This window comes from Paraflavitalea speifideaquila (genome assembly GCF_032395985.1).
GTDB lineage: Bacteria > Bacteroidota > Bacteroidia > Chitinophagales > Chitinophagaceae > Paraflavitalea > Paraflavitalea speifideaquila.
Genome location: NZ_CP135920.1, coordinates 2,151,298 through 2,177,884, shown reverse-complemented (window position 1 = coordinate 2,177,884; position 26,587 = coordinate 2,151,298). Strand labels below are relative to the sequence as shown.

Sequence of the window (26,587 nt, the reverse complement as noted above, 5' to 3'; positions counted from 1 at the left end):
GACAAAAAATTATTGAAGTTAAGGATCGACAACAAGTTCTTTAACCGGGACAATGTATATTTTGATGACAATAACCTATTCATGCACCTGGAGGTGGCCTCCACCTATCCGCAGTTATTGTATATTCAGGATGGTGCGGTAACGCTGGTGGAAACTTACACCCCGAAAAAAAAAGATCAATGTCATCAGCAAGGCAAGTATCAATTGAAATACCCTACTTTATGGGCAATCATTCCCTATATGTCAGACAAACCGGGTTATTGTTATTTCTTTACCTGCTAGGCCTGTCATGTGGCTCATCCAGTATACCCGGGGAAAAAGTGAGCCTGCCGTTGCAAGCCGGTCAAGCCGCTACTGTTACCACCAGCTATGCTGTATTAAAGACGTTTGACTACCTTATCAGCTCCAATGGTAAAATAAAGTCGCAGTATGAACACCAGTTCATCAGTGAAACCGGCGGGCGAATTAAAGCCTGTTATGCTGCGATAGGTAAAGGGTGACAGCGGGAGAAACGCTGCTGCAGTTTGAAACGGAGCCTATACAGTTCAGGTTACAGAAAGCGATGCTGTCTCAATTCAATGCCACCAAAGAATATGAGAGTCAATTATTGGGTTATGAGCAACTGCTAAAGGATAAAAATGTGGAGCAGACTGCCGCCATTCAGCAAAAGCTAAAGATCAGTACAGGCCTTGCAGGCGCGAATCACGAAATAGAAGAAGCCAACTATGAGCTGCAGCATGCAACGATCAAGGCTCCGGCCAATGGTATACTGGCCAACGTGAAAGTACAGCAAAACGAATATGTAACACCCGGCAGTCAATTATTCCTGCTTTATGATCCCTCTCACCTGCTGCTGGAGCTGAAAGTATTGGAAGCGGATGCCTGGCTGCTCAAACCAGGCCATAGCTCGCAAGTGTCGTCTATTGCCAACCCCGGAAAGAAATATGCTGCTGTGATCAATGCCATCAATCCTTATGTGGATGAAAATGGTATGGTAAGCATCAGTCTTAAGATCATTACTTTGAATAATTCAGCTTTGGCTCCATCGCTTTTTCCTGGTATGAATTGTATGGCCCTTATTAAGATACCTACCCAAAAGCGATCGTAGTACCCCGGGAAGCGATTGTTATGAGAAGTGGGAAAGCGGTGGTATTTACTCTGAGGATGGGAAAGCCATCTGGCATTATGTTACTACCGGCAGGGATAACGGGAAAGAAACAGAGATACTAACAGGACTGGAAGCAGGAAAAAAGTGATCACCAGCAACAACCTCCAACTATCGCATGAAGCCCCTGTCAGCGAAAGACCGACCCAAACACCCCACTAAAGAAGGGATCCTTCATTTGCATAAAGAAGCCCAGGCACTATGGTTAAATATCTGATACGAAGGCCGATTGCGGTATTCATGTCGTTTCTTGTTTTATTAATGGCCGGCATCCTGGTTGCCGGGAAAGTGCCCGTATCTCTATTGCCCAATATAGATGTACCCCAAATGGTGATCCGGGTCAACTACCCCAACGCATCGGCCATGGTATTTGAGCAGAACATCGTTCGTCCCATCCGTGAAGGGTTGTTGACTATGGACAAACTGAAACATATTGAAACTCAATCGGCCATTCATACTGCCTTGCTACACCTCCATTTTGATTACAAGGCAAAGATGAACCTGGTGTTTGTAAATGTCAATGAGCAACTGGACCAACTCATGGCAGCCATGCCGCGGGATATGCCCCGCCCCCAGGTAATGCGCGTTAACACATCCGACATTCCGGTGGTACGCATACAGGTAGTACCCAAAGAAAATACCAGCTTCACCGAAGTATCTTCCCTGGTTCAGAAAACCTTAAAGAAAAGATTAGAACAACTGGAAGGTGTATCCCTGGTAGACATTAATGGCCTGCAGCAGGTTATGTTGGCCATCATTCCGGATCAGGAAGCCCTGGAGGCTTTGGGGCTCACTGAAAAGGACCTCCTGCAACCTATCCAATTGACCAATCACAACCTGGGCAGCTTAAGCATAAAGGATGGCCAATACCGCTACCTGGTAAAACTGGTGAACCTGCCCGAAAATGAAACAGCTATCAGCAACCTGCCTATTACCCTAAAGGATGGTACTGCCATTCCGCTGAAGCGGGTGGCCAAGGTGGTGCAGGAACCTGAGACGCAAAGGGGCTATCATTTGTTCAATGGCAAAGAAGCACTGGTGCTTACGGTACAAAAAAGGCCCGGCAGCCGTATGAATGAGCTGGTGCCACAAATTGAAAGGCTGATCAACTTATTCAGGACAGATTATAACCAGGTTGAGTTTTCCATTACGCAGGATCAAACATTTCTCCTGGATGCGGGGATCGATAATTTAAAGCAAGACCTCTTTATGGCGGCCTGTTGACCATACTCCTGTTGTTCCTGTTCCTGGGCAATATCGCCTCTCCCCTGTTGATGAGCATTAGTATCCCACTTTCGTTACTCATCACCTTCCTTTTCTTTTATCTGTTTAATATTTCATTCAATATAATCTCTTTATCGGGCCTGGCCCTGGGCATTGGTATGCTCATCGATAATTCGATCGTTGTTATTGACAATATTACCCGCAAGCGACAAGGAGGTCTTGAAATGGAAGAAAGCAGTATACAGGGTACCAATGAGGTCATTACGCCCGTTATCAGCCAGGTGCTTACTACGGTAGCAGTATATGCACCGCTGGTACTATTAAGTGGTATAGCCGGGGCCCTGGTACTTGATCAGGGTATTGGTCTTACGATCTCCCTGGGGGTATCCTTACTGGTGGCATTCATCTTATCGCCTTTATTGTACAAGCTGTTCCTGAAGACCGACCCAGGTAAACTAAAAAAGGATACGCTGGTATACGAATGGGTTGCCAAAGGATATCACCGAATGATACACCATATCCTGCACCATAAATGGATATACTTCCTGGTGACGCTGCTGATCATGCCAGTAGGCATCTGGCTGGCCAGTCAAATGCCGGTGGCCGCTTTACCGGCATTGGAAAAGAAAGAAAGCCTGTTGTTGATAGATTGGAATGATGCGATTGATGCGCGTGAAAACCTGGAACGGGTAAAACGTTTACAATCGGTTATTCAACCCGGCTGCCTGGCAACGGAAGCAGAGGTAGGTCTTAAACAGTTCTTACTGCAACAAGACAATACTTCCATACAAAAAGCGGAGGTATATTTTAGTTGCGGCAATGAAGCATCCAAACTAGCCACGGATAGGCTGGTGCGCCATTGATAGACCAAAACCACCCTGCGGCCATGGTGCAGATAATGGATGCCCCCAATGCCTTTACCCAATTATTCCAATCGCCGATACCTTATCTGAGGCTCGTTTTAAACCAGCCAATAAAAACAGTTTGGCAGATCCTTTTGCCGATATGCCGGAAATACTTAAGCGTACTACACCCGGCAATTATTTACTGGGCAGCGGTTTTATTGAGGAACCCAGTATAGCGCTTACGCTTGATTTTAATAAAATGGCTATTTATGGGGTGGACAAAGCCGCTGTAGAAGATGTTTTAAAACAGCAATTTGGCATTTATACCATTTCTGAGCTCAAACAGCTGGGCGAAACAAAGGCCATTCGTCTTAAAACGGATAGAACAACTTTAACAGCCCGGCTTGCTGCCACGGTTACCAGCCGCCGGGGGCCGGCTACCCGCTTCATTATTTCCTGTCATACAGCAACGACCGGCAACAAAAGTTTATCACGGCCGATAAATCAGGCGAATACAAGTCCATTTATTACGAGGAAAGTATCAGGGATATTCCCTTATTCAACAACAGCTAACCCGGCTTGCCGTCCATTATGGTTTTAATGTTGAGTTTACAGGCCGGTATTTTGAAAACAAGGAACAACTTAAACAATTGTGGTTCATCTTTCTGTTGGTTTTGCTCTTGCTTTACTTTATCCTGGCTATTCAATACGAAGACCTGTTGCAGCCATTGGTGGTCATGCTTACCATCCCCCTGGGCATAACAGGAGGCATGTTGCTGTTGTGGCTTACGGGTGGCACGCTCAATGTGATGGCAGCTATTGGTTTCATTGTGGTACTCGGATTAATTGTTGATGACCCCATTTTGAAAATAGAGACATTGAATCGTCTGGAGAAAAATACCTCGAAGCGGGAATGGCGCATGATGAGAAGTTGTTAAATCAAATGATCCATGAAGCAGGCTCGATTTGCCTCAAGCCCCTCCTCATGGTCTCGCTGACAACCAGCATAGCCCTGGTGCCTGTATTGTTTGTAGGGGGTATTGGCAATGACCTGCAAAAACCCATGGCCATTGTGATCATAGGAGGGCTTTCTCTTGGCACATTCTTCACTACCTGGTTTATTCCATTGGCTTACTGGTACCTGGCCAAATGGAGAAACCGTATAAAATAATACCACGGCAGCTATGAGAAGATCAATATTAACAGGCTTTACAACCTGCCTCTTTTTTCGGCATTACCACAGGAAAAGCCATCGCGGTCTTTGCAAGACCTTATTGTTACTGCCCAGTCACAATCGCCTGTTTTCCGGCTGGCCGATAACCGGCGGGAGATCAGCTATTACCGGTTCCAGATGTATAAAAGTGATTTTAAGCCACAGGTTTCTTTTTATGGCAATGCGCCTGTATACAGTAAAGCGTATTATGGGGTGCGCCAGCCTGATGGAACGATCATTTATCAGCCTATTAGTCAAACCAATAGCAATGTGGGTATAAGTATCAGTCAGCAGCTGCCTTTTAGTGGAGGGGAAATATCGCTGAACAGCGACCTGTCCCGCTTCGATGACCTGAAGTCAAAGAACAGGCAATACAGTGGTACACCTTTTTACATCCGGCTGTCTCAACCGCTATTTGCCGTGAATGACCTGAAATGGAAAAGAAAGATTGAGCCGCTTAAGTTTGAAGAGTCGCAAAAGGCATATATACAGGAATTGGAAAGCATAGCCCAGCAAGTGGTAAAGCTTTACTTTGACATTTTTGAAGCGCAGAGCAACCGGCAGATCGCATTGGGCAATGCCCAGATAGCAGCAGAAAATTATGAGATCGAAAAGAAAAGGAGTTTCCTGGGCACAACAACTGAAGACAAAGTACTTCAACTTGAATTGCAAACCCTGCGTAGCAGGCAGGATTATGAAAAAGCCAGTTACGAATACCATATTGCGCAGTTAAACCTCAAAACCTATATTGGCATCCAGGATACAGCCGAACTGAACCTGACCGAACCCGGCACGATACCGCACCTGTCGGTTAACCTTACAGCAGCATTGGCGTATACCCAAAAGAACCGGGCTGAATTTGTTGAATTTGAAAGGAAGAAACAGGAAGCCCAACGGGATGTAGCCCTGGCCAAGGCCGAAAAACAACAGGTGCTCCTGGTAGCATCCTATGGGCTCAACAATGTAAATGAGCGGCTGGGGGAGTATATACTCATCCCAATGACCAGCAAAGGTTCAGTATTGGATTCAATATTCCCCTCCTTGACTGGGGCAGGCGAAACGCCAGGTACCATACGGCCAGGTCTTTGGAAAAGTTGACGGAAACCACCAACCAGTTTGATGAGGTTACGATCTACCAGGAGATCGCTACGCTGGTGAGAAATATGGAATTATTGAATTCCAGCATGACCTTATCACAAAAAGCGGATGCGGTAGCCAAACGCCGGTATACGATTGCCAACAATCTATATCAAACGGGTAAACTATCCCTTACGGACCTAAGTGTTGCACAATCGGAGAAAGACAATGCGCGACGTGCCTATATTAATGTGCTGAAAACGTACTGGACTTCCTTTTACCTGCTCAGGCGCCTTACCTTGTACGATTTTGAGCGCCAGGCACCTTTGTTCCAGGCAGGGAATTGACTATTTCAAAAAGCCTGGTAAGGCGGTGCTTTTGATATTGGTAGCCAATATCTTCCCTTCTTTATTGATGAGGATATTAAAGGGAATAAAGGCAATATTATAGTATTTCGCCAGCTCATTCAGAGTAGAGCCCTTTAGATCGGACACCTGAACCCAGGTCAGTTTATCCTTTCTGATGGCCTGGATCCATTCCGATCTGTTATCATCCAGTGAAACACTCATGATCTCCAGCTTGCCTCCTTTATACTTATCGTACAACAGTTTTAGCTTAGGATGTGATTCCCGGCAAGGCTTGCACCAACTGGCCCAAAAATCTACCAAAAGGAAATCATACTTCAATTCCCTTCCGCTGATCATATTGCCCAGGGTGTCGGGCTGTGGAATAAAGGCATAGGACGTACCGGTACTTGTTCTATTGAGGTTGGTAAAGGCCATCTCAATCCATTCTTACCCGCTTTTGCTTGCTGGGATTTCCCAAGCAATTCAAATATCGCCTTGGATTGCTCGTAGTTTAGCTGACCAAGCATAGCTGCCTCGCTCAAAAAAGAAGAAGAGAGATCGTGATCAGGGTATTGCTTTACAAAACCACGCATTGCAATAAAAAGCTGTCGGCCCTTGTTCAAGTCGGTATGGTTGGTTGCCATTATTTCCTGCCATATTTTACTAAAACTTCTTTTCAGGCTATCGCTGAAGGAACCTGTTATTGATACCACTTCCAGTCCAGTGACGGGCTTTCCATTTTGAATGGTAGCAAACTTTTTGCCCTGAGGTTTATAGTACCCGTGTCGAGGTAAACCCACGCGATGGCAGAGCCTGCTCCCAAATGCAGCATGGCCTCCCTGGGGCCATCAATAAGGCCATTGAACCTAAACCCGCCATTTTTAACCTCCAGACTATCTAATACCTCGCTGCTATCATTAGCAACATAGTTCAGGAATACCTTACCGGTATAATCAGCATCCATCACCCCCGGAGATAAAAATTGGACCTGGTTTGAGCTATTGCAACCAGGTTCACCAACAAATAAGGAAGCATTAACAAGCACCTCATGCTATTTTCTTTGAGTTGCCTAAATATAAGCAATAAGTGCAGTGCAGCCAATAGGTCGTAGGGTTCTACAATTTGTTACATCTTTCAAAGTCCAAAGGCAACAATCACCAATCCATAACAATTTGGTTAGAAATGTTTTCGTATATTCAATGAATATATCATATAACCAGGTCTGCCGGAAGATGGGAAAACTCGTTTCCGCCTTTACCGGTTGTGTCATATCCCCTTCCTTAACCGCTTTGCTATTCCCTTGCCCTGCCTACTCAAATATTTCGGGATATGAAAAAGGAATGATCATTATGATGCTCACAGCAGGGTTTGTTATATCTACGCATGCACAGGACACACTGCTACAACGTGTTCCGCCTACCTGGACATTGGAAAACAGCATCGCTTATGCCCGGCAAAACAGCATAACGGTCAATACTCAGAAGCTTAGCAGCCGTTCGGCATCGGAAGACCTGCTGCAATCCAGGGCGGCCCGGCTTCCCAGCTTATCCGGCAGTGTTTCTCAATCATTGGTCAATAGCACGAATACCGACCCGGTAGTAGGCGGCTTTCAAACGCAGGCCAACTTCAGCAGTAATTATTCCCTTAGCTCCTCCCTCATTCTATACAATGGCGGCAGCCTGAAGAATGATATCAAAGCCAAGGAGCTTTCATTGAAAGTCGCCAACCTAAGTATAGCCGAAACGGAAAATGACATCACGCTTAGCATTACGCAGGCTTTCCTGAACATCCTGCTGGCCCGCGAAAACATTGTTTACCTGCAAGAGATACTGGCTACTTCGCGCGCGCAATTGAAACAAGGCCAGCAATTGTTTGATGCAGGTAGCCTATCACGCAAGGATCTCCTGCAGTTTGAATCGCAGGTAGCCTCTGATGAATACAACCTGGTGAATGCTCAAAATACTTTGCGGCAAAATAACCTGGTGCTTAAACAACTGCTGCTGCTGCCGGCTACCTATCAATTTGAAATATCGGTACCCGATTCGGTGGTAGTGGATACGGAAGGACGGGCCTTGATCCAAACGCTGGAAACAGCGCAGCAAACAAGGCCCGAAGTAGAGAACAAGCAGGTAGGCATCCAGTTGGCCGAAGCCAACCTGGCCAGGGTAAAAGCCGGCACGCGTCCTACCATTAGCCTGGGAGGATCATTGTCAACCGGTTATTCAGACAATAAGGCCGACGCTTATTTCAAACAACTTAATACCAATTTCTATCAACAGGTAGGTGTGAATATGAGTATTCCCATCTATAATAAGCGTATCACTAAAACCAATATTGCCAAAAACAATATCCTTATTGAACAGGCCAGGCTTGGGCTGCTGGATACCAAAAACACACTCAATCAGCAGGTAGAGCAGGTGTACATCAGCTGGCAAAATGCCCTTGCCCAATACAAAGCTGCGGAGGTACAACGCAAAGCCAGTGAAGAGACCTATACCATCACCAACGAACAGTTAAAGTATGGCTCTGTCAACCTGGTAGAACTGTTGCAACAAAAAACACGTATGTACAGGCTACGCAGGCTTATATACAAGCTAAATACAGCTGCATCCTATACGGAAAAATATATGAGTTCTATGCGGGTGTACCCATCACCTTCTAACTAACCGGCTAAACGGACATAAAAAGGAACTACAATGAAAAAATTCAAATGGCTTATCTGGATATTGGTGATCGCAGCGATAGGCGCAGGTATCTGGTATTGGAAATTCAGGGAAGAGAAGACCACCATCGTGCTCAACATAGAAAAACCACATCATGGCACGATTGCCAATACCATTACGGCTACCGGCACTTTACAACCGGTAGATACGGTGGCTGTTGGCTCGCAGGTGTCGGGCACTATCATTAAAGTATTGGTCGATTTTAATAGTGTAGTGAAGAAAGGGCAGTTATTGGCACAGTTGGATAAATCGCTGCTGCAGGCACAGGTAGACCAGTTCAGTGCCAACCTGCAGCAAACAAAATCCAACCTGGTATACCAGCAAAGTAATTACACCAGGCAGTCGAACCTATACCATGTGGGGGCCATTGCCAAGGCGGAGCTGGAAACAGCGCTATACCAGTATAATTCCGCCAAAGACAATATGAACAGTGTGGCCGCGCAACTATCATCGGCCAAACGCAACCTGGGGTTCACTGATATTTATTCGCCCATTGATGGCACGGTTCTCTCGCGCAGTATCAGCGAGGGGCAAACGGTGGCTTCCAGCTTCAATACGCCTACGCTGTTCAGCATTGCCAAAGACCTCACCAATATGCAGGTACAGGCTTCGGTAGATGAAGCAGATATCGGGAATGTATCCAAAGACCAGCGTGTTATTTTCACGGTAGATGCATTTCCGGAAGATACTTTCGCCGGCCGGGTAAAGGAGATCAGGTTGCAGCCTTCCACCACCGCCAATGTGGTTTCTTATACCACGCTTATTGATGCACCGAATAATGACAAACGCTTAAAGCCGGGTATGACGGCCAGCATCTTTATCTATACCAAGGAGGTCGATAACGCTTTACTGGTATCGGCCAGCGCCTTCAGCTTTGATCCGGATACAGTACTTAGAAAGATCTATAAAATTGAAAGAGGAGCGGGGCCACCTGCTAACGTTAAGGACACTGGACAAAAAACAACTGGTAAACCCAGTTATGTATGGTTAAAGAAAGACAGCAGCCTGCAACTACGGCACGTAATGACTGGCATGAACAATGAAACGGAACGGGAGATCCTATCCGGACTCAGTACATCAGATGTAGTGGTAACGGGTTACGAACAGGTAAAAGGCAAGCAGGCGGCTAAAACTACCAGTCCCTTTATGCCAGCCAGGCGGCAAGGCGGTGGTGGTGGCGCGCGGCCACCCCGCTAAATGGACCATCAATTGTAAACTTATTATACGGTATGTTATGACCAATAGGATCCTTGATATTAATAACCTGAAGCGTGAATTCAAAATGGGGAGTGAAACGGTACGGGCACTAAAAGGGGTGTCGTTCCAGGTAGAGGTGGGCGAGTTTGTGACCATTATGGGCAAAAGTGGATCGGGCAAAACCACCTTATTGAATATTTTGGGCTGCCTGGACAAGCCATCGGAAGGCGATTTCTTATTAGACAATGTGAACATCAGTGTAATGACCCGCAATGAACTGGCCCGGGTGCGCAACCGGAAGATTGGTTTCGTATTTCAATCGTATAATTTACTGGCGCGTACCTCAGCATTGGAAAATGTAGAACTGCCCTTATTGTACAATAAGGATATAGGCGCGCGGGAAAGGCACCAGCGGGCGCTGCAATCGCTGGAGGCGGTAAAGCTGGCCGACCGGCTGGGGCACCTCCCAATCAATTATCGGGCGGTCAGCAACAAAGGGTAGCCATTGCAAGAGCCCTGGTAAACCAGCCGGTGATGATATTGGCCGATGAGGCAACGGGTAACCTGGATACGCGCACCTCCTATGAGATCATGGCGCTGATGCAGGAACTGAACCAGCAACAAGGAAAAACGATTTTATTTGTGACGCATGAACCGGATATTGCCGCCTTCAGTTCGCGTACGATTACACTCAAAGACGGGCGGGTAATTAAGGATGTAAAAAATGAAAAGGTATTATCGGCCAAAGATGCACTGGCGGCATTGCCGGCACAGGATGATTAATAAAGTATTACTTCATGAACATCATCAATATTTTCAGGATCGCCTTGAAGGCGCTGTTGCGCAATAAGATGCGGGCATTCCTTACCATGCTGGGTATTATCATTGGGGTAGCGTCTGTAATTACGATGGTGGCTATTGGCCAGGGCTCTAAGAAAAGTATCCGCGATCAGTTGACCACCATGGGCTCAAACATGATCACCCTGCGTCCCAGCAGCAATACCACCGTTGGCGGTGGCGCCAGGCTGGGCGCTTCCTCGCTACAAACTTTAACGGTAGATGATGCCAAAGCCATTGAGGCACAGGGGCAGTACATTACGCAAGTTTCACCGGCTGTAAATGCCAGCGGCCAGGTGATCAATGCCGCCCTCAACTGGCCTACCACCATGCAGGGTGTTGGTCCGGGCTATCTCAACATCCGGGAGTGGAAATTGAAAAGCGGCACCAATTTCACCGACGAAGATGTAAGAACGGCCAATAAAGTATGCCTCATCGGACAAACTATTGTAGAGAATATTTTCGGTGCCGGTGAAGATCCCATTGGCAAATACATCCGCTTTAAGAAAATACCCTTTAAAGTAATTGGTGTATTGGAAGAGAAAGGCGAAAATGCTTTTGGCCAGGACCAGGACGATATCATACTGGCGCCCTATACCACAGTTCAAAAAAGATTGCTGGCCATTACTTATGTACAAACCATCTATGCTTCGGCCATTGATGAACAAAGCTCGCCGCTGGCCACGGCAGACATAATGGCTATTTTACGCAAACAGCATAGATTAAAAAGTACCGATGAAGATGATTTCACTGTTCGTACCCAGGCCGAGCTGATCAGTACAATCAGTTCTACGAGTGAACTGTTGACGGTATTATTGACCGCCATTGCCGGCATTTCCCTGCTGGTAGGTGGCATTGGCATCATGAACATCATGTATGTTTCTGTAACTGAGCGTACCAAGGAGATTGGTTTGCGCATGTCGATTGGCGCCAGGGGTATTGATATTCTACTGCAATTCCTGGTAGAAGCTATTTTCATCAGCATTACGGGGGCATTATTGGGGTGCTATCGGGCATCCTGGCAGCCAACCTGGTAACGCTGATCTTTTCCTGGCCTACGCTCATTTCGGAATCATCTATTATCCTGTCTTTCCTGGTATGTGCTATTACCGGGGTATTTTTTGGGTATTATCCGGCCCGTAACGCATCGCGGCTGGACCCTATTGAAGCGCTGCGTTATGAATAGGTACAACAAACGCAATAACCCAATTATAGATTGAACAGGGAATGTGCATTTGCCGGAACAATGAATATTCTCTATATTCAGGCGCTCTTTTGTCCTTTTTCCGTCCTGCAAAAGCCAGCCTACCCTGAATAGTAATATTCCAACGATAAGGAAAAAATCAACTACTTATGACACCTGTGATTGAGCAATTCAATGCCGCCCTGGAAGAAGATGATAAAATACAGATCACTGCTATTTGCGAGGAAGTGATTCAATCGCTGTATCAGCAACGGAATACCATTTCGACCAGGGAAATAGAGGACATGCTGAAAGGACTGAGGAGTAAACGGCAGTATAAACTGATGGACAGGATATGCGATACCTGTATCCAGACAGGGCTAAACAGTTTCAGGATACGCCGGCAATTAGCGCAGGTACTGATTGAAGAAGGGCTATTAACTGCGGCTATGGCAGTTCTTACCGATCTAATAGAAGATACCATGCAGTCATCAAATCCAGGAACCAGTCACGAAAACAATGAAGCGAATGGTTTAATGGGCCGGATATACAAGCAGTTATATGTTATTACAGACAATCCATCCCTTCCACAAAGCATAGCGTATCTCAACAAGGCAGTATCATTCTATCAAAACACTTATGAGAAGGACAAATCGGCCAATATATGGCATGGTATCAATACGGTGGCGCTGGCTGTCCGTGCCAAGGTTGATAAGATCACGCTTTCCAGCAGGATTGACATTAAGCAAACAGCCAGTGAAATTCTCCAGGTTGTAGAAAGCCTGGATGCCCGGGAACTTGCCAATGATTTTGACTATGCCACTGCGCTGGAAGCCAGTATAGCGTTAGACGATATTGACAACGCCATCAGTTGGGCCGAAAAATACATTCAGCACCCCAAGACTGATGCTTTTGAACTGGCCAGTACCTTGCGACAATTGACCGAGGTATGGCAATTGGGAAAAAGGTTCCAACTACAACGGCTGATCCCCTTACTCCGTGGCGCCTTGCTCAAGAAAGAGGGGGGATACTAACCATCGGGGTGGATGAAATTCAAAAAGGCATCTTTGACAAACAACGGTTTGTACCGGAGCCCGAAAAAGTATTTGGTACGGATGATAGTCAAACTTATGAATGGTATATGAAGGGCGCCAGCCGTTGCTTACCAGTAGCTCGAATAGGCAAAGAGGTGTCAAAAGGCATAGGTACCGGTTTTCTGCTGGAAGGAGAGCATTTGCACAAAAGTCTTAAAGGTGAATTGGTACTACTCACCAATGCGCATGTGGTAACGGATGACAAAACTGATCGGAAAGCACTACGGCCTGAAGAGGCCCTCATAACCTTTGAAGTACTGGGTATTCAAGATCCTTTCACTCCTCTTATCGACCTGTTTTATACATCCCCCTTTCAAGAGCTGGATGTAACGGTACTGCGCTTTGCTAAGGAGGATAATGAACGATTGCGCAATAAACTGGCAGAAAAGAAGATTGAACTATTCCCCATTTCCGAAAAAAAGTTCAGTGCAGATGGCAAAGAGCGGCTGTATATTATTGGTCATCCTGCTGGCGGCACACTGCAACTTTCTCTGCAAGACAATGAATTGCTGGATTATGAAAAACAGTTATTGCATTACCGGACGCCCACCACGGGCGGCAGTTCGGGTAGTCCCGTATTTGATAACGATTGAAACTGATCGGCATTCATCATGCCGGCAGTAGTGAAATGCGCAAACTCAATGGAAAAGAAGGCATGTACCAGGCCAATGAAGGCATCAGGATCAGAGCTATTTTAGATATGGTAAGTAATCAATTAATTTAAGGCTAACTTTAGCAAGCAAAGCGGCTATTGGATGGCAGAACAGGAGTATATACAGCAACAAATACAGCAAGAACTTACCCGCATCAATACTTTGTTGAGTGATCCAGGCTTTATGCTCACCCTGGCAGCTGGGCAGGAAGCCGCTTATTATAGGGCCCTGGATAAAACACCACCCGCCTTTCCACACATACCTGAAAAGCTGATCAGTAAAAACACCCACGAAGAAAAGATAGCCAGTTACCTCTCTGTTTTTTATGCAACTGAATGCAGCATTGGCGCCTTCATGGCACTACAAGGATCAACACCAGTATACTGGCTGCAGCAAATTGTGAATGGCCAACTGGAGGCCGATAACAGGCTGCTATTGCATTGCTTTGCCAGGGCTACCCGCAAAGCAGGGCAAGCATTTCTTACGCAAACGACCATTTTGCCTACTGACAACAGCCAGTTAAGCACGGCGGCTGCCACCTTATTGGAGGCCTTGCAAGCATCCAGCCTTAATACAGCCCCCATCCAATTGGAAGCAATAGACAGTTTATTAAGAGATACCCCTTTTGCACTTAGGATGGCGCAATGCCTGGAACAGGCCAATCAGGGCCTGACACCTGCCACCCACTCTCCTGGTCTTATATCCGCCGGAGAAGGACTTACCATCGAAAAAAGGATTCGGAAGAGCAGATTGCCATTAATATGGCCGGCGCATTTGCTTTGGAAGCAGGCCTTACTTATCTGGGGCATTCCCAGAACAAGCTGCCCTCTCAATTGATCAACGCACTCCTGGCCGATCAACTTAGCCCAGCCAATAAAGGACTATTGGAACGTTTTGCCCATGCCACCTGGAAGACGGGACAGCCTTTCCGTGGACTGGAGCGCATTACCCGCCCTATTTTTATGCCCTTCGACCTGTTACCTGCCGAAGAGCGGGCCAAGGACTGGACCCAGGTAAAGGCAGCTGCTGCCACCATTGGCCAATCTTTATAACCTAGTGCGCTCAAAATCAATGCCCATACCACTTTGAGGGTATTGGTGGTATTACTATTTTTTTACCTTTTGACGGTTCGTGCCGCCCGTCCCTCCCGTATACTTACTGACCTAATGAGCCTATATGCTGAAAGTGTATTTATCTTCTCCATTCTTAGCGCTTAAGGAGCCCCGGGCACAATTCCTGGCCTCCATTCAAAGCAGAACCAGCCTGTATGAGGTGAATGCTATGGAATACTATCTGGGAGAGGATGTGAACATACTGGCCAAATGCATACAGGATGTCAATGAATGTCAGGTTTATGTATGCATCATTGGTTCTACCTATGGCAGTATAGCGAAAGATGAAAAGGGAAACCTTACTGATAAGTCCTATACGCATTGGGAATTTGCCACGGCCAATGAGCGCAAGGCAAGGGGCGAGAACATTGAACGGATCATATTGCTTAAAAACGAAGCGCCTACCGACCCTCATTTACAGCAATGGCGCCGGGAAGCAGAGGCCTTACAGATCCTTCCTAACAACTATACCAAAGATGAAGAAATACCGGGTATCATCCTGGATTGCCTTGACAATTACACCAGCAAACTGGTAGAAGAGCGGTTACAGGATAAAGAAATTCCGGAAGAAACTGTATATCTATGCAATAGGAGCGAACAAGAGCAGGCCTTCTATGAAGTAGTTACCCTCGACCCTATACAGTTTTTTTGTTAACCGGCCATGATAAAGACCTGCCCCACTATTTTATCAGAAGGAAGGAAATGCTATTCGAAAAAGACCAATCACAATGGCTGGATATTGTAATTGAACCTACCGCACCCACCGATATGAGTGCTTTTGCTTCGGTAGAAAGAAAGGTCAAGGCGGCTATACAGGCAAAATTAAACTGGAAAAAGTTCAAGGTAGTGGATGAAGTAACGGTCAGCGGTCTCATTGATTATATGGATCTCAACAAATACGAATGCCTTTCCATTTCCTGGCAGGTAGAGCAGGTCTATTGGAAAAATGAGCATTTCCAGGCTTTCATAAGCCACCTGTACAACAAATACAATGAGTTCAATAAAGAGCATGCATTGAAGAAAAGCAAGGAGCCCCCAAATGACGAGAAGGAGGAAAAGGTTAAACGCATCTATTTCTTTGTGATCCTTAGGTATGTAGACGATCCCGAACTAACAGAGGACGCCTTCCATGAATGTATTAAGAAAATCAATCTGGAAAATAACCTGCCTAAATTCGGTAAAATAAAGACAAAGGATATTCAATCCTGGCTGGATGAGAATGATATTGAAAAGATCGAATACAATCGTGATCAGCTCATCAGCCAGTATGTTAAAGATATACTTGACCACGACCTGTATTACAGGGAAGTGGAAGGCCCTCTGTTAAAGATCATCAAACCCCGCAAACAGGATTACTTTAAATAACCACTATATGTTCGACCTCAAAAGCATTAAGACAAAAGTTACCGAAGACCCCAAAGATTATATTTTAAGCGATGAGGGATTAAAATCGGCCATTCAAATGGCCATCTGGCTGGGTAAGCCTTTGCTGCTAACAGGTGCACCCGGTACGGGCAAAACAAGACTGGCCTATAAGCTGGCTGATATGCTGGCTACTGAAACGCCAGGCCAACAAAACACCTGTGTCTCTTTCCTGGATAAGCCATTTATTTTCGATACGAAAACCACGAGTACCGCCACGGACCTGTTTTATACGTATGATGCCATTCAGCATTTTCAAAAAAGATATGTAGAAGAAAGTAAAACCCAGCGTGTAGTCAAGATCGGCAATGAGGAGAATGAGCATCCTGTTGTTAATATCAATACCATGGAAACGGTGAGCAGCCGCAAAAGCTTGTCATCGGCCCATCCCTTTATTAAACTGAATGCATTGGGCAAGGCGTTGATACAGGGGTATGGTACATCGAACATAATATCCAATCCCGACCTGGAGGAGCTGCAATTGCTCCAGGAGTTCGACAAATTTCAAGCCGGGCCCCGCAGTTCGGTAGTACTTATTGATGAAATTGATAAAGCGCCGCGCGACTTTCCCAATGACCTGCTCAATGAAATAGAAAATATGGAGTTTTCCATTAAGGAGCTCATGAATAAAAAGATACCCCGGCCCGAATTTAATGCCCAGGTGGTAGTGATCATGACCAGTAATTTTGAAAAGAACCTGCCGGATGCTTTTTTAAGAAGGTGCTTATTTTATCATATTCCTCCACCCAACCATACTGAATTAACTGCGATTATGAATAAGCGGCTGGAAAGCCACCTGAAAGCATTGTATGCAGGCAAGGATGATACAAGGCTGATTAGTTTAATAAAATTATTGCCTGGCAATGTAGATGCGGCAGTTAGAGAGTTTGACAATATCAAAAAGCTGATCCGGGAAAAACAGCCGGCCACTGCCGAATTGCTGGACTGGATAAAGGCATTGGAACAAAAGGCTTTTGATGAGGCTATTGACTTTACCTCCCTGAAACCGGAGAAGAAGAAAATATTGGCCGAAGTGGTGCCGGCATTGGCTAAGGGAGATACGGACCAGCAAAACCTGAAGGAAAAGTACAGCAATTAGAAAATAAACCGAATTGCCCGAACAACTGACTTATAAAACGGCATTGACCCGCACCATCATTGCTTCCCTGCATGAGGTAGGTTATGATGTAAATGTGCGGCATGCCCTGGATATTGGCAAGATCATTGCCAATACCGACCTCTCAGCCTATCCCACCATTGCTTCCTTAAAATACCTGATCAGCCCGGTGATCAGCCGCAATAAAGAGGAACAGGAGATCATTCACCAATTATTCGACAAGCTTGATCAGCAATTACAATTGGCCTATATAAGTCCTGCTCCTGCACAAGTAGCGCCTAAAGTCGCAGAGAAGGATACCAAGACAGGTAAGGGCTCCGGCTCCTTTGGCCATACCCTTCGTGAAAAATGGAAGCTATAGCCTGGTGGAAAAAAATTTTGTTGGTATTCCTTTTAGCAGCAGCAGTGGTATTGCTGGTATATTGGCTCCCCCAACTTAGGAGCAGCCCCCCTTACCCAACCTGCTTACGATTGGGGTTAAAGAACCCGTGATCCGTGATGAACCCACCGTTTTCAATGCTTCGTATGACACTACCGGACTGACCGGTGTTACGGTGAATTGGCGAATAGGTGATAGTATTATTATCAACAAATGGTCGGTTGAAACCTACTGGCCCGATACAGGCGCTCACCGGGTTATGGCCTATGTGTATGGCAGGGATGGCAGGATACTCGACTCCACTTACGCGCCATTTAATGTGCTTTGTGAAAGACCACCCATTGTTTCAATCCAACGTTTTACTACCTATGCACCAGGCAGTCAGTTACTGGGGAGAAACATAAAATACTCACCCTATTTTACAAATGCCCAGAAGACCCAACTATATAAATATAAGTGGTACAATAATGAGCAGCTTGCCGGCACCGATTCAGTATACCTATTCACCCGGCGATCGATCCAGAATAATAGCATCAGGCTGGTGGTGGACACCAAACCAGCCCACTGCAATACGGATTCGATTACTGCCGATTATGTAGAGAAAGCTGTTTCGACCCTTGTGATCACTGGTGATGGTGATCTTCCAATCAAGAAAACAGCCCGCTGGGATCATATTGCGTTATCACTTTTGTACTTACTGATCCTTCCATTGATTCCTGCTTATTTACTATACCGGTTACTCAAACGGGTACCTGCCGCTTCCAAAGAAACGGTAACTGAGGATGAAGGAACTGAAGGGCCCTTTGCCATTGAATTTGCCGATCAGCAGCATACGATCAACCCCGAGCCTGAATTGAAAATGCTGGCCGACACTTTGCGCAAAAGGCAAATTAGTGATGTATTGAAACTGCATGTACGCAAAACCATCAACGCCACCATCCGGTCGGGCGGTATACCTGAGTTGATCTATAGCCCGTTGACTAAGCCAACCGACTTCCTCATCTTCCTGGATAATGAAAATAATGACAGCCTGTTAACTCATTTATATGAATACCTGATCGCCAAACTGCAAAAAGAACAGGTATTTATTACTGTATATGAATATTACAAAGAGCCGCTTTTCTTAAGCAACCAACGCCTCAATCATTTTAAATTGCCGCTGGAACGGATAACTGCTTTATATCCCAATACCACTTTGTTTATTTTTGGCGATAGCCGCCATTTCATCTCTCCGTTAAAGAGGGTGCTCAAACCCTGGGTGACAGAAAAACTAAAACCATGGAAAACACGGGTGTTCATTACGCCGTATGCCAAAACTGACTGGGACAAAAGGAATGGCTATTATCCGGCGCCGGTTTCATCATTCTTCCACCCGATATTACAGCACAACCGGCCATTGACCTGGTAGTTAATAACCAGGTGGTGGCCAAAGAGCAGCATCTGCTCAAGATACCCCAAGGTTATTCAGCCCGTTATACAGGTTTCCATGAATTCAAAGCCTTACAGGATTACCTGCAAGATGAATCACTGTTACAATGGGTTTGTTCATTGGCTGTGTATCCTTCGATCGACTGGAACCTTACCCTGGCCATTGGCAAGGCATTGGAAGCAAAACTACAGCAAACAGGCAGCCAGGCAGTGCTGGTCAATTATACCAACCTGCTGAAGCTGGGCAGGATCAGTTGGATGCAGGATGGACAGTTAAGTCAATCGCTGCGTGTTGAGATGTTGGAATACCTGGATAATGAAACGGAAGCGCTGGCCAGGAAAACCCTCTTGCAACAGCTAGGGGCATTGAAATCAACGATCACCGATCAATCGATCATTAAAAACAATGTTGACCTGCATGAAGGTGTGAATACCCTATTGTTAAAGTCGTATGCGGGTAAACAGCTATCCGGGGAAGACAAACAGTTGCTGGGTAATTGGATCGACCAGGGATCGCTCAATACGGCCGAAGAAGTATACCTCAACAAAGCGGATAATACGCTGCTAAAACATCCAGCCAATAGAAACAAGAGTGTCAAACCAGGCAAGTACATAACCATTGCCTCCTTGCACCGAAAGTTGTTTATGGGGGCTACCAGCCTGATCGTATTGATAGCCGGTGTTTTTTTAGCTTTTAGCCTGGTAAGAAAAGATACGCAACTATTTCAATGGTGGACAACAAAACCGGTAGACCAACGATTCATCCTTAAAGGAGTAGATTACAAAGCCAGTGATCTTACAGCAAACTTTAGGATTGACAGTATACCCTACAAAACCAGCTACCTGAACGACAGTACCTTAATTGCAACCGGTTTGCCTATTACCGATACAAGCGTTAGTACACCTTTGTCATTAGTAGGCCCGCAAGGATTGACAGTTGCCCAAGGTAACTTTACACCCAATTCCCGGCAATATACCCTTGCAATTACTACAGCAGCCACGGTACCTGTTTACATATATTATAGTGGCGCCAATGACGAAACGATGGCCCGCTCCATCATCCAGTTATTGCCCTCAAACTTTAGTGATTCCATGATCAAGATAAACGGAAAGGCCGACACTGGTATTCACATCTATTATACGAAGGGGTTTGCTCCTGATGCACAACTGTTGATCGAATCTATTAAAATGGCTTCCGGGATATCAGTGGTTGCCATACCCGATTCAAGTGTGGGTGGTGAACCATCGTACCGGGGATCACCCTCTCCATCAGCATTCGCCAGTATTGCATACCCGTACCATTATCTGTGCTGATCCAACCTTTGAATGAAATATGGACAGGAGGAAGCAGCAAGCGTTTGCTGTTTATTGATATCCGTAATCAAAAATTTTACTATTCAGTTGCGGGAGGAACGACTTCAGCATACAAAATAGAAGAGACCTGTTTAACCCGTAATGGCAGTACCCGGTTTATTCTATCCAACGTAAGTAACAATGGCACCAATCTGCAGGTATTTTTCGTACGGAATATCAAAAACTCATCCATTGAATTTTCCTTTTGTGAAAACACTTATCCAACCAAAGAGGAGGCTTACAAGGTAACAGAGAGCAATTGTGATCATTTCAATTTCATGAACCTGTATTATGAGAAAGATCCCAACAAGATCTATCTGCCTGTGAATGGTGGTGATCTTGAAAAAACAGAAGCCAATAAATTAAGTTCGTTGAAAGGCAAAACAACAACGACCGTTACTATATATCAAAACCTTCTATTCCTGCCGATGGTGGATTCTAATACTGCCAATAGGTACATTCGTCAGGCAGGTATCATCAACAAAATACTAGAGCCAGCCAGTCAGGCAATGAGGGCATCTTCGCCTTTCATCCGGAGTTACCTGGCGATAAACGTGGAAGCTGAACCGGGAAAGGACGGTAAGGACCCCGTTAAGGAACCTGTTAAACAGCCACCGGTGGATCAAAGGAGCCTGATCGTGCAGCGCAGCCCGATTGTAATATCCTGTTCCGCTCCATCGATGAGACCCGCAAGCTGCAAAGCCCGGCCATCGTTTGCCGGCTTGATCTGTCGGCTCAGGTATTATCGAGAATACCACCAGAAGTATTAAACTTCATCAACCTGCAGGAACTAAACCTGGGCACTACCAGTATTCCCGAACAAGAGCTGGACGAAGTCAGGAAAAGGCTGCCCAATTGTAAGATCATCTATACGCGCCTATGAGCAAGAACTGGGTTTTGTGACCTTCACCAAAGACAGGATTGATAAAAGAGCGAATTGCTCCTTTTAAAGATAATCGACGAGTTAAAAAGTACCGCACCTCCATAATCAGGATCGAAGGAAAATATTCATCTGACGCACAAAGGGAATTGCTACAGACCAACGTCAATACTATTAAAAACTACTTCTATCAGCGAGGTATTAACCAGCAGTACGGCCAGATTGTGGAAAGCATAGAAAACTATTATGATATTGTGATAGAAAAAGGACAGGAGACGCTCACCACCAAGTATGCTAAAAACCAGATGGATCAGATCCAAATCATCGGTATCAACTTCCCAGGTCCCGCCGCAAAATAAATTCCCTATTTTGCGGGTGTATCTAAACTGAACATTACCGATGACCCAACTTCGCGCTGCCATTATAGGCTGTGGTAAAATGGCCCATGTACATGCCCAGGCATTGATGAATATAGCAGAAACCATACTGGTAGCTGTTCAAAGCCGTAGTATGGACAAAGCCAAAGCCTTTGCCGCCCAATACAAGGCCGAGCCCTATACGGATATTGCCGACATGATCCGCCACGAAAAGATAGACCTGGTGGTTATTTGTACGCCCCACCCTGCCCACAAAGAAGCCACGGTAACAGCCTTTGAAAATGGCGCCCATGTATTGGTAGAAAAACCACTGGCCATTAGCCTGGCCGATTGTGATACCATGATCGCAGCAGGAGCAGCAGCGGGTAAACAATTGGGCATGATCAGCCAGCGCAGGTTCTTCCCTTCGTGCCTACGCATAAAACAAGCGATTGACGCCGGCAAACTGGGAACGCCCATGCTGGGCTTTGTGGTCATGTATGGCTGGCGCGATGAAACCTATTATAAGAGTGATCCCTGGCGCGGTAGCTGGGCCGCAGAAGGCGGCGGGGTACTGGTAAACCAGGCTCCCCACCAGCTCGATTTGCTGCAATGGTTCATGGGCAGTGAATTTGATGAGCTGTATGGTGTTTGGAACAATATCAACCATCCCTATATTGAAGTAGAAGATACGGCAGCCGCCATCATCCGGTTTAAGAATGGCGCCATTGGCAATATTATGGTCAGCAATGCCCAGAAACCCGGCATATATGGCAAAGTGCATATCCATGGCTCCAATGGCGCTACGGCCGGTGTACAAACCGATGGCGGCAGTATGTTCCTGCCCGGCCGGTCCACCATCACCGAACCACCACTCAACGACCTATGGACGGTTGCCGGTGAAGAAGGGCTTTTACAACAATTTCAACAGGAAGATACCCACCTGTTCAACAGTGTAAACCCGGTGGAGTATTTCATCCGCCTGCAACAACGCGATTTTATTGTATCCGTAATACAACAACGCAGGCCCCTTGTCAATGGACAGGATGGAAGAAGAACGGTTGAACTGTTCAATGCTATTTATCGTTCCGCCCAGGAAAGAAAACCGGTTAAATGGCCTTTGTATGGCAACGAGGCATAGAGGCAACAAGGCATCGAGACAATGAGGGCTTATCGGTACTACTTCATTTTATGGTACATCTGTTCCAATACGTTTTCTGTCCTCATGCGCCAATCAGGAAGACCTTTGGGCCAGTCAAATTCATAGTCAACAATTACCTTTCTTAACACATCATATCCTTTACGGGCCTGGGTGCTGTCGTAAAAACAACGGAGCCAGGAACCATGAATGTCTTCCCAATCGGGCATACCAATACCTCCACTGTACCACTCAAAAATATCCGGCAAGCCCGCGAAGTTGATCTTGGTCTTTTGCCGCAGAATATTGTCGCGGTAGAATAAGGCATAAAACTTCACGCATTGTTTAGCCCTATTGGCAATGGCACTGTCGGTCTCCGGTTGTTCTGGTGTTAGACGCCATTGGTTGTTCAACGGATGAAAGGGATCATTCAGCCTGTTCCTATGGATCATGCCATCGGACGATAAATTGAGGTATAAAGTCGTACCTGTTTCATTATTGGCTGTGAGGCGCAGGCTTCCGGAATTCAGTTCATTGATATGCCAGGCCCTTTCCTGCTTATCGGTAGTAAGCACCAACACCCGTTCTTTACCTTCTTGTTTGATACGCCAATGACCAGCGGCAAAATCTCCCCTGGGAGAAGCGACGTAACTACTATCCGTAAAAATATCAAGACCGGGTACCACATGCCCTCCTCTTGCATTTTCCAACAGCTCGGCCGAGGTAGCCCCTTCGGTACTGCCGACTTCCCAATGTTGGCAAAGTATATCCAATTCATTGACCCGTTTAATACCTGCCAACCGCGTCATACCCGTATCACCGGTAGCAATGGTCTCTTTATAGATATAGGGTGCGTTGGCATTGGGCTTGTCGTCGTCTTTGCCACCTGTAGCCCCACCCCCCGCAGGCAGTCAATAGCCCTGCCAGGGGCAATACAGCGATCAGGTATGCATACAGCATGCGCATAATGGTAACTCCTGGGGTTTTAATACCCATAACAGGCCAGGTTTGGCTGCCAAAATAAAATAAATAATGGATTATTCTGTTTTAGAGTGAGCTCAAATTCAACTAATTTCGACAGCATTAAAATCTGACCGGTTGAGATTTATACCCTTCTTACTTTGTGGCTTCCTCTTTTGTGTGCATTTCACTGCTCAAGCCCAGAAGAAACCGGCTTATGTGACGGGCAAAGTAGTGGACGAGAATGAACAACCTATTGGCCGCGTATCGGTCACCATCCTGGGCCGCCGAACGGGCACCTCAACTTCGGACTCCGGCACTTTTCGCTTGCAAGCCCCTGCCGACAAAGCTTTCGCCATCGTATTTTCTTATACAGGCTATAAGACAGAACAACGCAATTTCCTGCTGAACGAACAGGAAGAAGAACGGATCGTGATCCGGCTGGAAAGAGGCGCGCGGCAACTGGATTCGGTAGTCGTAACCGATCAACGGCAAAGACGGGAAGCCGGCCTTATTGTACTCAACCCCAAGAATGCCATCAATATTCCCTCACCCACAGGCGGTATTGAAAGCCTGATCAAAGTATTTGTAGGCTCTAATAATGAACTGACTTCCCAGTATTCGGTCCGCGGAGGTAATTATGACGAGAACCTGATCTATGTAAACGATTTTGAGGTATTCCGCCCCTACCTGGTACGAAGCGGTCAACAGGAAGGATTGAGCTTTATCAATCCCGAGATGGCGCGGAATGTCAACTTTTACAATGGCGGCTTCCAGGCCCGTTATGGCGATAAAATGTCGTCTGTACTGGATATTCAATACAAGAAACCCAAACAGTTTGGCGGATCGGCCTATATCGGCTTGCTGGAACAGGGCCTGCACCTGGAAGGTACCAGCCGCAATAATAAATTCAGCTTCCTGGTAGGCGTGCGTAACCGCAGCAACCGCAACCTGCTGAAGAGCCAGGAAACAAAAGGTAACTATGTGCCTTCTTCTTCCGACCTGCAAGCTTTGCTTACCTACCAGATCAATAGCCGCAATTCCCTGGAGCTTTTGGGCAACCTGTCGCAAACCAAGTTTACCCTGGTACCGGAATTCAGTCAGCTTACCACTTCGGTATTTTCGCCTTTTTCAGTGCCAACCTGGGGCTGGATATTTACTTTGAAGGACGTGAAGAAGATCGCTACCGCACCAATATGCTGGGCCTTTCCTGGATACAACAACCCCGGAAGAACCTGCGTCTTAAATGGATGGTAAGCCGCTTTGAGAATGACGAACGTGAGTCGTTGGATATTACGGGTGCTTACCTGTTTGGTGACCGTTCATTTGATAAAGGCAAGCCCGATTTTGATTGATCGTCAACCCGCTGGGCGCAGGGGTATACCAAACCTTTGCCCGAAATAAGCTGAATATCGGCATCTGGAATGCCTCACATAAGGGTACCCTGGATAAAGGAAAGCATTATTTTCAATGGGGCCAAAGTGTGGAAAGGCAAACGATCAATGACAAACTGAACGAATGGGAATACAGGGATTCGGCCGGCTATAACCTGCCTTATAATCCAAATATGTTTGAGTTGAGCAAAGTGATCAAGTCAAAAGCCGACATCGACATTACGCGCCTCTCCGGATATATACAGGATAATATCATCTTCAATGACTCTACCGGCTTTACCTTACAGGCAGGCTTACGGTATAATTACAATACGCTCAATAAAGAGTTCCTGCTTTCGCCCCGGGCAGGGTTTTCCTGGAAACCGGCCCATTGGAAAAGGGATATGATCTTCCGGGGAGCTGCCGGCATCTATCACCAGCCGCCGTTTTACCGCGAATTAAGGCGTTATGATGGTACGGTGAACAAAGATCTTAAAGCACAGAAAAGCTGGCAAATAACGGCCGGATTGGATTATAATTTCAAATATGGCGCCCGGCCTTTCCGCCTTACTGCCGAAGCCTATTACAAAAACATGTGGGATGTAGTGCCGTATGATATCGACAATGTACGGCTGCGCTATTTTGGCGAAAACCGCGCCAAGGCTTATGCCGCCGGCCTGGAATTGCGCCTGTTTGGGGAACTGGTAAAAGATGCAGAAAGCTGGATCAGTATTGGCTTTATGCGCAGCCGGGAAGACCTGGACAAGGACACCTACTATGATTACAAACTGGATTCTTTGAATAACCCGCTTGACAGCACGCTGAAAGAAGGAGGCTGGTTGCGTCGCCCTACAGACAGGCTGCTCACCTTTGGCATGTTCCTGCAGGATTACCTGTCTACCAACAAGAACTTTAAAGTATACCTCAATTTTCTGTATGGCAGTAACCTGCCTTATAATATTCCCAATAGCGTTAAATACCGCAACGCGCTGGTGATCGAGCCCTATATGCGGATAGATATTGGTTTCAGCGCACTGCTGCTTGACAGCGAAAAAAGCAACCGCCGGAGTCATAGCCCCTTCCGCAATTTTGAAAATATATGGGCTACGCTGGAGGTCTTCAACCTGATAGACCGCGACAATACGATTTCCTACCTGCTGATCAAGGACTTTTCCAATGCCACCTATGCCATGCCCAACCGGCTTACACCACGACTGCTGAACCTGAAGCTGATTGCGAGGTTCTAAAAAGGCAACGGAGGCAACGAGGCATCGAGTGCCTGGTATCAGCTGCCTCATTGACTTTTCCCTGTTGCCTTTGTTTTGACCTCATTGCCTCAATGCCTTTTTGCCTGGTTGCCTCTCTCATATTGTAATCCTGGGGTCTGTTTTATTCCCAAAAGCGCATTTTTAATTCCCATAATGGGAGAATCGACCCTGGTTGGCATCCATTAACTCGATGGCAATCAAGCCTTTCCGAATCCGGCACCGGATTGGTATATGATGGCACAA

32 protein-coding genes and 2 pseudogenes are annotated in these 26,587 nt (G+C 46.3%); 31 read left to right on the top strand and 3 right to left on the bottom strand.

From position 1 onward, the window contains the following. Positions 1–12: 12 nt before the first annotated feature. The 9 genes and pseudogenes from RS881_RS15040 (at position 13) to RS881_RS14995 (ending at position 5,871) form a co-directional block, all read left to right on the top strand. On the top strand, positions 13–282 hold the full coding sequence (locus RS881_RS15040) for a hypothetical protein (protein WP_315821828.1): 270 nt from the start codon (positions 13–15) through the stop codon (positions 280–282). Positions 283–332: 50 nt separating this feature from the next. Next, positions 333–500 (top strand): hypothetical protein, encoded by a 168-nt coding sequence (locus RS881_RS15035; RefSeq protein WP_315821827.1) that lies wholly within the window; start codon positions 333–335, stop codon positions 498–500. Continuing rightward, complete coding sequence (locus RS881_RS15030) at positions 497–1,108, top strand: efflux RND transporter periplasmic adaptor subunit (RefSeq protein WP_315821826.1); 612 nt, start codon at positions 497–499, stop codon at positions 1,106–1,108. The genes RS881_RS15035 and RS881_RS15030 overlap by 4 nt, the downstream gene beginning before the upstream one ends. Positions 1,109–1,366: 258 nt before the next feature. Beyond that, a pseudogene (locus RS881_RS59460) lies at positions 1,367–3,252 on the top strand (efflux RND transporter permease subunit). A gap of 121 nt (positions 3,253–3,373) precedes the next feature. Beyond that, the gene (locus tag RS881_RS15015; RefSeq protein WP_315821823.1) at positions 3,374–3,835 is read left to right on the top strand and encodes a hypothetical protein; all 462 of its coding nucleotides are present in this window, start codon (positions 3,374–3,376) and stop codon (positions 3,833–3,835) included. Next, positions 3,738–4,172 (top strand): efflux RND transporter permease subunit, encoded by a 435-nt coding sequence (locus RS881_RS15010; RefSeq protein WP_315824485.1) that lies wholly within the window; start codon positions 3,738–3,740, stop codon positions 4,170–4,172. The genes RS881_RS15015 and RS881_RS15010 overlap by 98 nt, the downstream gene beginning before the upstream one ends. Beyond that, a complete protein-coding gene (locus RS881_RS15005) occupies positions 4,148–4,405 on the top strand; it encodes an efflux RND transporter permease subunit (RefSeq protein WP_315821822.1) in 258 nt (85 codons plus the stop codon). The genes RS881_RS15010 and RS881_RS15005 overlap by 25 nt, the downstream gene beginning before the upstream one ends. 90 nt (positions 4,406–4,495) lie before the next feature. Next, positions 4,496–5,545, top strand: a complete 1,050-nt coding sequence (locus RS881_RS15000) for a TolC family protein (RefSeq protein ID WP_315821821.1) — start codon at positions 4,496–4,498, stop codon at positions 5,543–5,545. Further along, positions 5,467–5,871 carry a TolC family protein gene (locus RS881_RS14995; RefSeq protein ID WP_315824484.1) on the top strand — a complete coding sequence of 135 codons (405 nt, stop codon included), beginning with the start codon at positions 5,467–5,469 and terminating at the stop codon, positions 5,869–5,871. Before RS881_RS15000 ends, RS881_RS14995 begins: the two co-directional genes overlap by 79 nt. Here the strand turns inward: RS881_RS14995 and RS881_RS14990 are convergent, their stop codons facing one another. After that, entirely contained in the window at positions 5,872–6,306 is a 435-nt protein-coding gene (locus RS881_RS14990) for a TlpA family protein disulfide reductase (RefSeq protein WP_315821820.1), read from the bottom strand. Positions 6,307–6,571: 265 nt separating this feature from the next. Beyond that, positions 6,572–6,835 (bottom strand): DUF4369 domain-containing protein, encoded by a 264-nt coding sequence (locus tag RS881_RS14985; RefSeq protein WP_315824483.1) that lies wholly within the window; start codon positions 6,833–6,835, stop codon positions 6,572–6,574. A 268-nt stretch (positions 6,836–7,103) separates the two neighbouring features. On the opposite strand from RS881_RS14985, the gene RS881_RS14980 reads away from it, so the two are divergent. The 20 genes and pseudogenes from RS881_RS14980 to RS881_RS14885 all read left to right on the top strand — a co-directional run bounded on the left by RS881_RS14980 (position 7,104) and on the right by RS881_RS14885 (position 22,746). Further along, positions 7,104–8,537, top strand: coding sequence for a TolC family protein (locus tag RS881_RS14980; protein ID WP_315821819.1), 1,434 nt, complete (start codon positions 7,104–7,106; stop codon positions 8,535–8,537). 30 nt (positions 8,538–8,567) lie between these two features. Continuing rightward, positions 8,568–9,791, top strand: a complete 1,224-nt coding sequence (locus RS881_RS14975; protein WP_315821818.1) for an efflux RND transporter periplasmic adaptor subunit — start codon at positions 8,568–8,570, stop codon at positions 9,789–9,791. 37 nt (positions 9,792–9,828) lie between these two features. Next, positions 9,829–10,289: pseudogene (locus RS881_RS14970) on the top strand (ABC transporter ATP-binding protein); the annotation flags it as partial. Between the two features lie 33 nt (positions 10,290–10,322). Beyond that, a complete protein-coding gene (locus RS881_RS14965) occupies positions 10,323–10,574 on the top strand; it encodes an ATP-binding cassette domain-containing protein (protein ID WP_315821816.1) in 252 nt (83 codons plus the stop codon). Positions 10,575–10,588: 14 nt separating this feature from the next. After that, positions 10,589–11,665, top strand: a complete 1,077-nt coding sequence (locus RS881_RS14960) for an ABC transporter permease (protein ID WP_315821815.1) — start codon at positions 10,589–10,591, stop codon at positions 11,663–11,665. Continuing rightward, complete coding sequence (locus tag RS881_RS14955; RefSeq protein WP_315821814.1) at positions 11,632–11,814, top strand: ABC transporter permease; 183 nt, start codon at positions 11,632–11,634, stop codon at positions 11,812–11,814. Before RS881_RS14960 ends, RS881_RS14955 begins: the two co-directional genes overlap by 34 nt. 167 nt (positions 11,815–11,981) lie before the next feature. Continuing rightward, positions 11,982–12,845 carry a TRAFs-binding domain-containing protein gene (locus RS881_RS14950; RefSeq protein ID WP_315821813.1) on the top strand — a complete coding sequence of 288 codons (864 nt, stop codon included), beginning with the start codon at positions 11,982–11,984 and terminating at the stop codon, positions 12,843–12,845. 8 nt (positions 12,846–12,853) lie between these two features. Further along, on the top strand, positions 12,854–13,498 hold the full coding sequence (locus RS881_RS14945; RefSeq protein WP_315821812.1) for a trypsin-like serine peptidase: 645 nt from the start codon (positions 12,854–12,856) through the stop codon (positions 13,496–13,498). Then, positions 13,495–13,629 carry a hypothetical protein gene (locus tag RS881_RS14940; protein ID WP_315821811.1) on the top strand — a complete coding sequence of 45 codons (135 nt, stop codon included), beginning with the start codon at positions 13,495–13,497 and terminating at the stop codon, positions 13,627–13,629. The genes RS881_RS14945 and RS881_RS14940 overlap by 4 nt, the downstream gene beginning before the upstream one ends. A gap of 31 nt (positions 13,630–13,660) precedes the next feature. After that, a complete protein-coding gene (locus RS881_RS14935) occupies positions 13,661–14,395 on the top strand; it encodes a hypothetical protein (RefSeq protein ID WP_315821810.1) in 735 nt (244 codons plus the stop codon). Then, complete coding sequence (locus RS881_RS14930) at positions 14,392–14,610, top strand: hypothetical protein (RefSeq protein WP_315821809.1); 219 nt, start codon at positions 14,392–14,394, stop codon at positions 14,608–14,610. Before RS881_RS14935 ends, RS881_RS14930 begins: the two co-directional genes overlap by 4 nt. A 124-nt stretch (positions 14,611–14,734) precedes the next feature. Next, complete coding sequence (locus RS881_RS14925; protein ID WP_315821808.1) at positions 14,735–15,325, top strand: DUF4062 domain-containing protein; 591 nt, start codon at positions 14,735–14,737, stop codon at positions 15,323–15,325. Further along, on the top strand, positions 15,319–16,035 hold the full coding sequence (locus tag RS881_RS14920; RefSeq protein ID WP_315821807.1) for a hypothetical protein: 717 nt from the start codon (positions 15,319–15,321) through the stop codon (positions 16,033–16,035). The genes RS881_RS14925 and RS881_RS14920 overlap by 7 nt, the downstream gene beginning before the upstream one ends. A 7-nt stretch (positions 16,036–16,042) precedes the next feature. After that, positions 16,043–17,191, top strand: coding sequence for an AAA family ATPase (locus tag RS881_RS14915; protein ID WP_315821806.1), 1,149 nt, complete (start codon positions 16,043–16,045; stop codon positions 17,189–17,191). A gap of 13 nt (positions 17,192–17,204) precedes the next feature. Then, positions 17,205–17,570, top strand: a complete 366-nt coding sequence (locus RS881_RS14910; protein WP_315821805.1) for a hypothetical protein — start codon at positions 17,205–17,207, stop codon at positions 17,568–17,570. 127 nt (positions 17,571–17,697) lie between these two features. After that, positions 17,698–18,996, top strand: coding sequence for a hypothetical protein (locus tag RS881_RS14905; protein WP_315821804.1), 1,299 nt, complete (start codon positions 17,698–17,700; stop codon positions 18,994–18,996). 11 nt (positions 18,997–19,007) lie between these two features. Then, positions 19,008–20,330, top strand: a complete 1,323-nt coding sequence (locus tag RS881_RS14900) for a hypothetical protein (protein ID WP_315821803.1) — start codon at positions 19,008–19,010, stop codon at positions 20,328–20,330. Continuing rightward, entirely contained in the window at positions 20,324–21,139 is an 816-nt protein-coding gene (locus RS881_RS14895) for a hypothetical protein (protein ID WP_315821802.1), read from the top strand. The genes RS881_RS14900 and RS881_RS14895 overlap by 7 nt, the downstream gene beginning before the upstream one ends. Positions 21,140–21,398: 259 nt before the next feature. Continuing rightward, positions 21,399–21,608, top strand: coding sequence for a hypothetical protein (locus RS881_RS14890; protein ID WP_315821801.1), 210 nt, complete (start codon positions 21,399–21,401; stop codon positions 21,606–21,608). Between the two features lie 40 nt (positions 21,609–21,648). Further along, positions 21,649–22,746, top strand: a complete 1,098-nt coding sequence (locus RS881_RS14885) for a Gfo/Idh/MocA family protein (protein WP_315821800.1) — start codon at positions 21,649–21,651, stop codon at positions 22,744–22,746. A gap of 38 nt (positions 22,747–22,784) precedes the next feature. Here RS881_RS14885 and RS881_RS14880 read toward each other — a convergent pair whose 3' ends face one another. Next, positions 22,785–23,552 carry a hypothetical protein gene (locus RS881_RS14880; protein WP_315821799.1) on the bottom strand — a complete coding sequence of 256 codons (768 nt, stop codon included), beginning with the start codon at positions 23,550–23,552 and terminating at the stop codon, positions 22,785–22,787. 289 nt (positions 23,553–23,841) lie between these two features. Here RS881_RS14880 and RS881_RS14875 point away from each other — a divergent pair, with 289 nt between their 5' ends. Then, positions 23,842–24,960, top strand: a complete 1,119-nt coding sequence (locus tag RS881_RS14875; protein ID WP_315821798.1) for a TonB-dependent receptor — start codon at positions 23,842–23,844, stop codon at positions 24,958–24,960. 94 nt (positions 24,961–25,054) lie between these two features. Next, positions 25,055–26,323 (top strand): TonB-dependent receptor, encoded by a 1,269-nt coding sequence (locus RS881_RS14870; RefSeq protein ID WP_315821797.1) that lies wholly within the window; start codon positions 25,055–25,057, stop codon positions 26,321–26,323. Positions 26,324–26,587 lie beyond the last annotated feature (264 nt).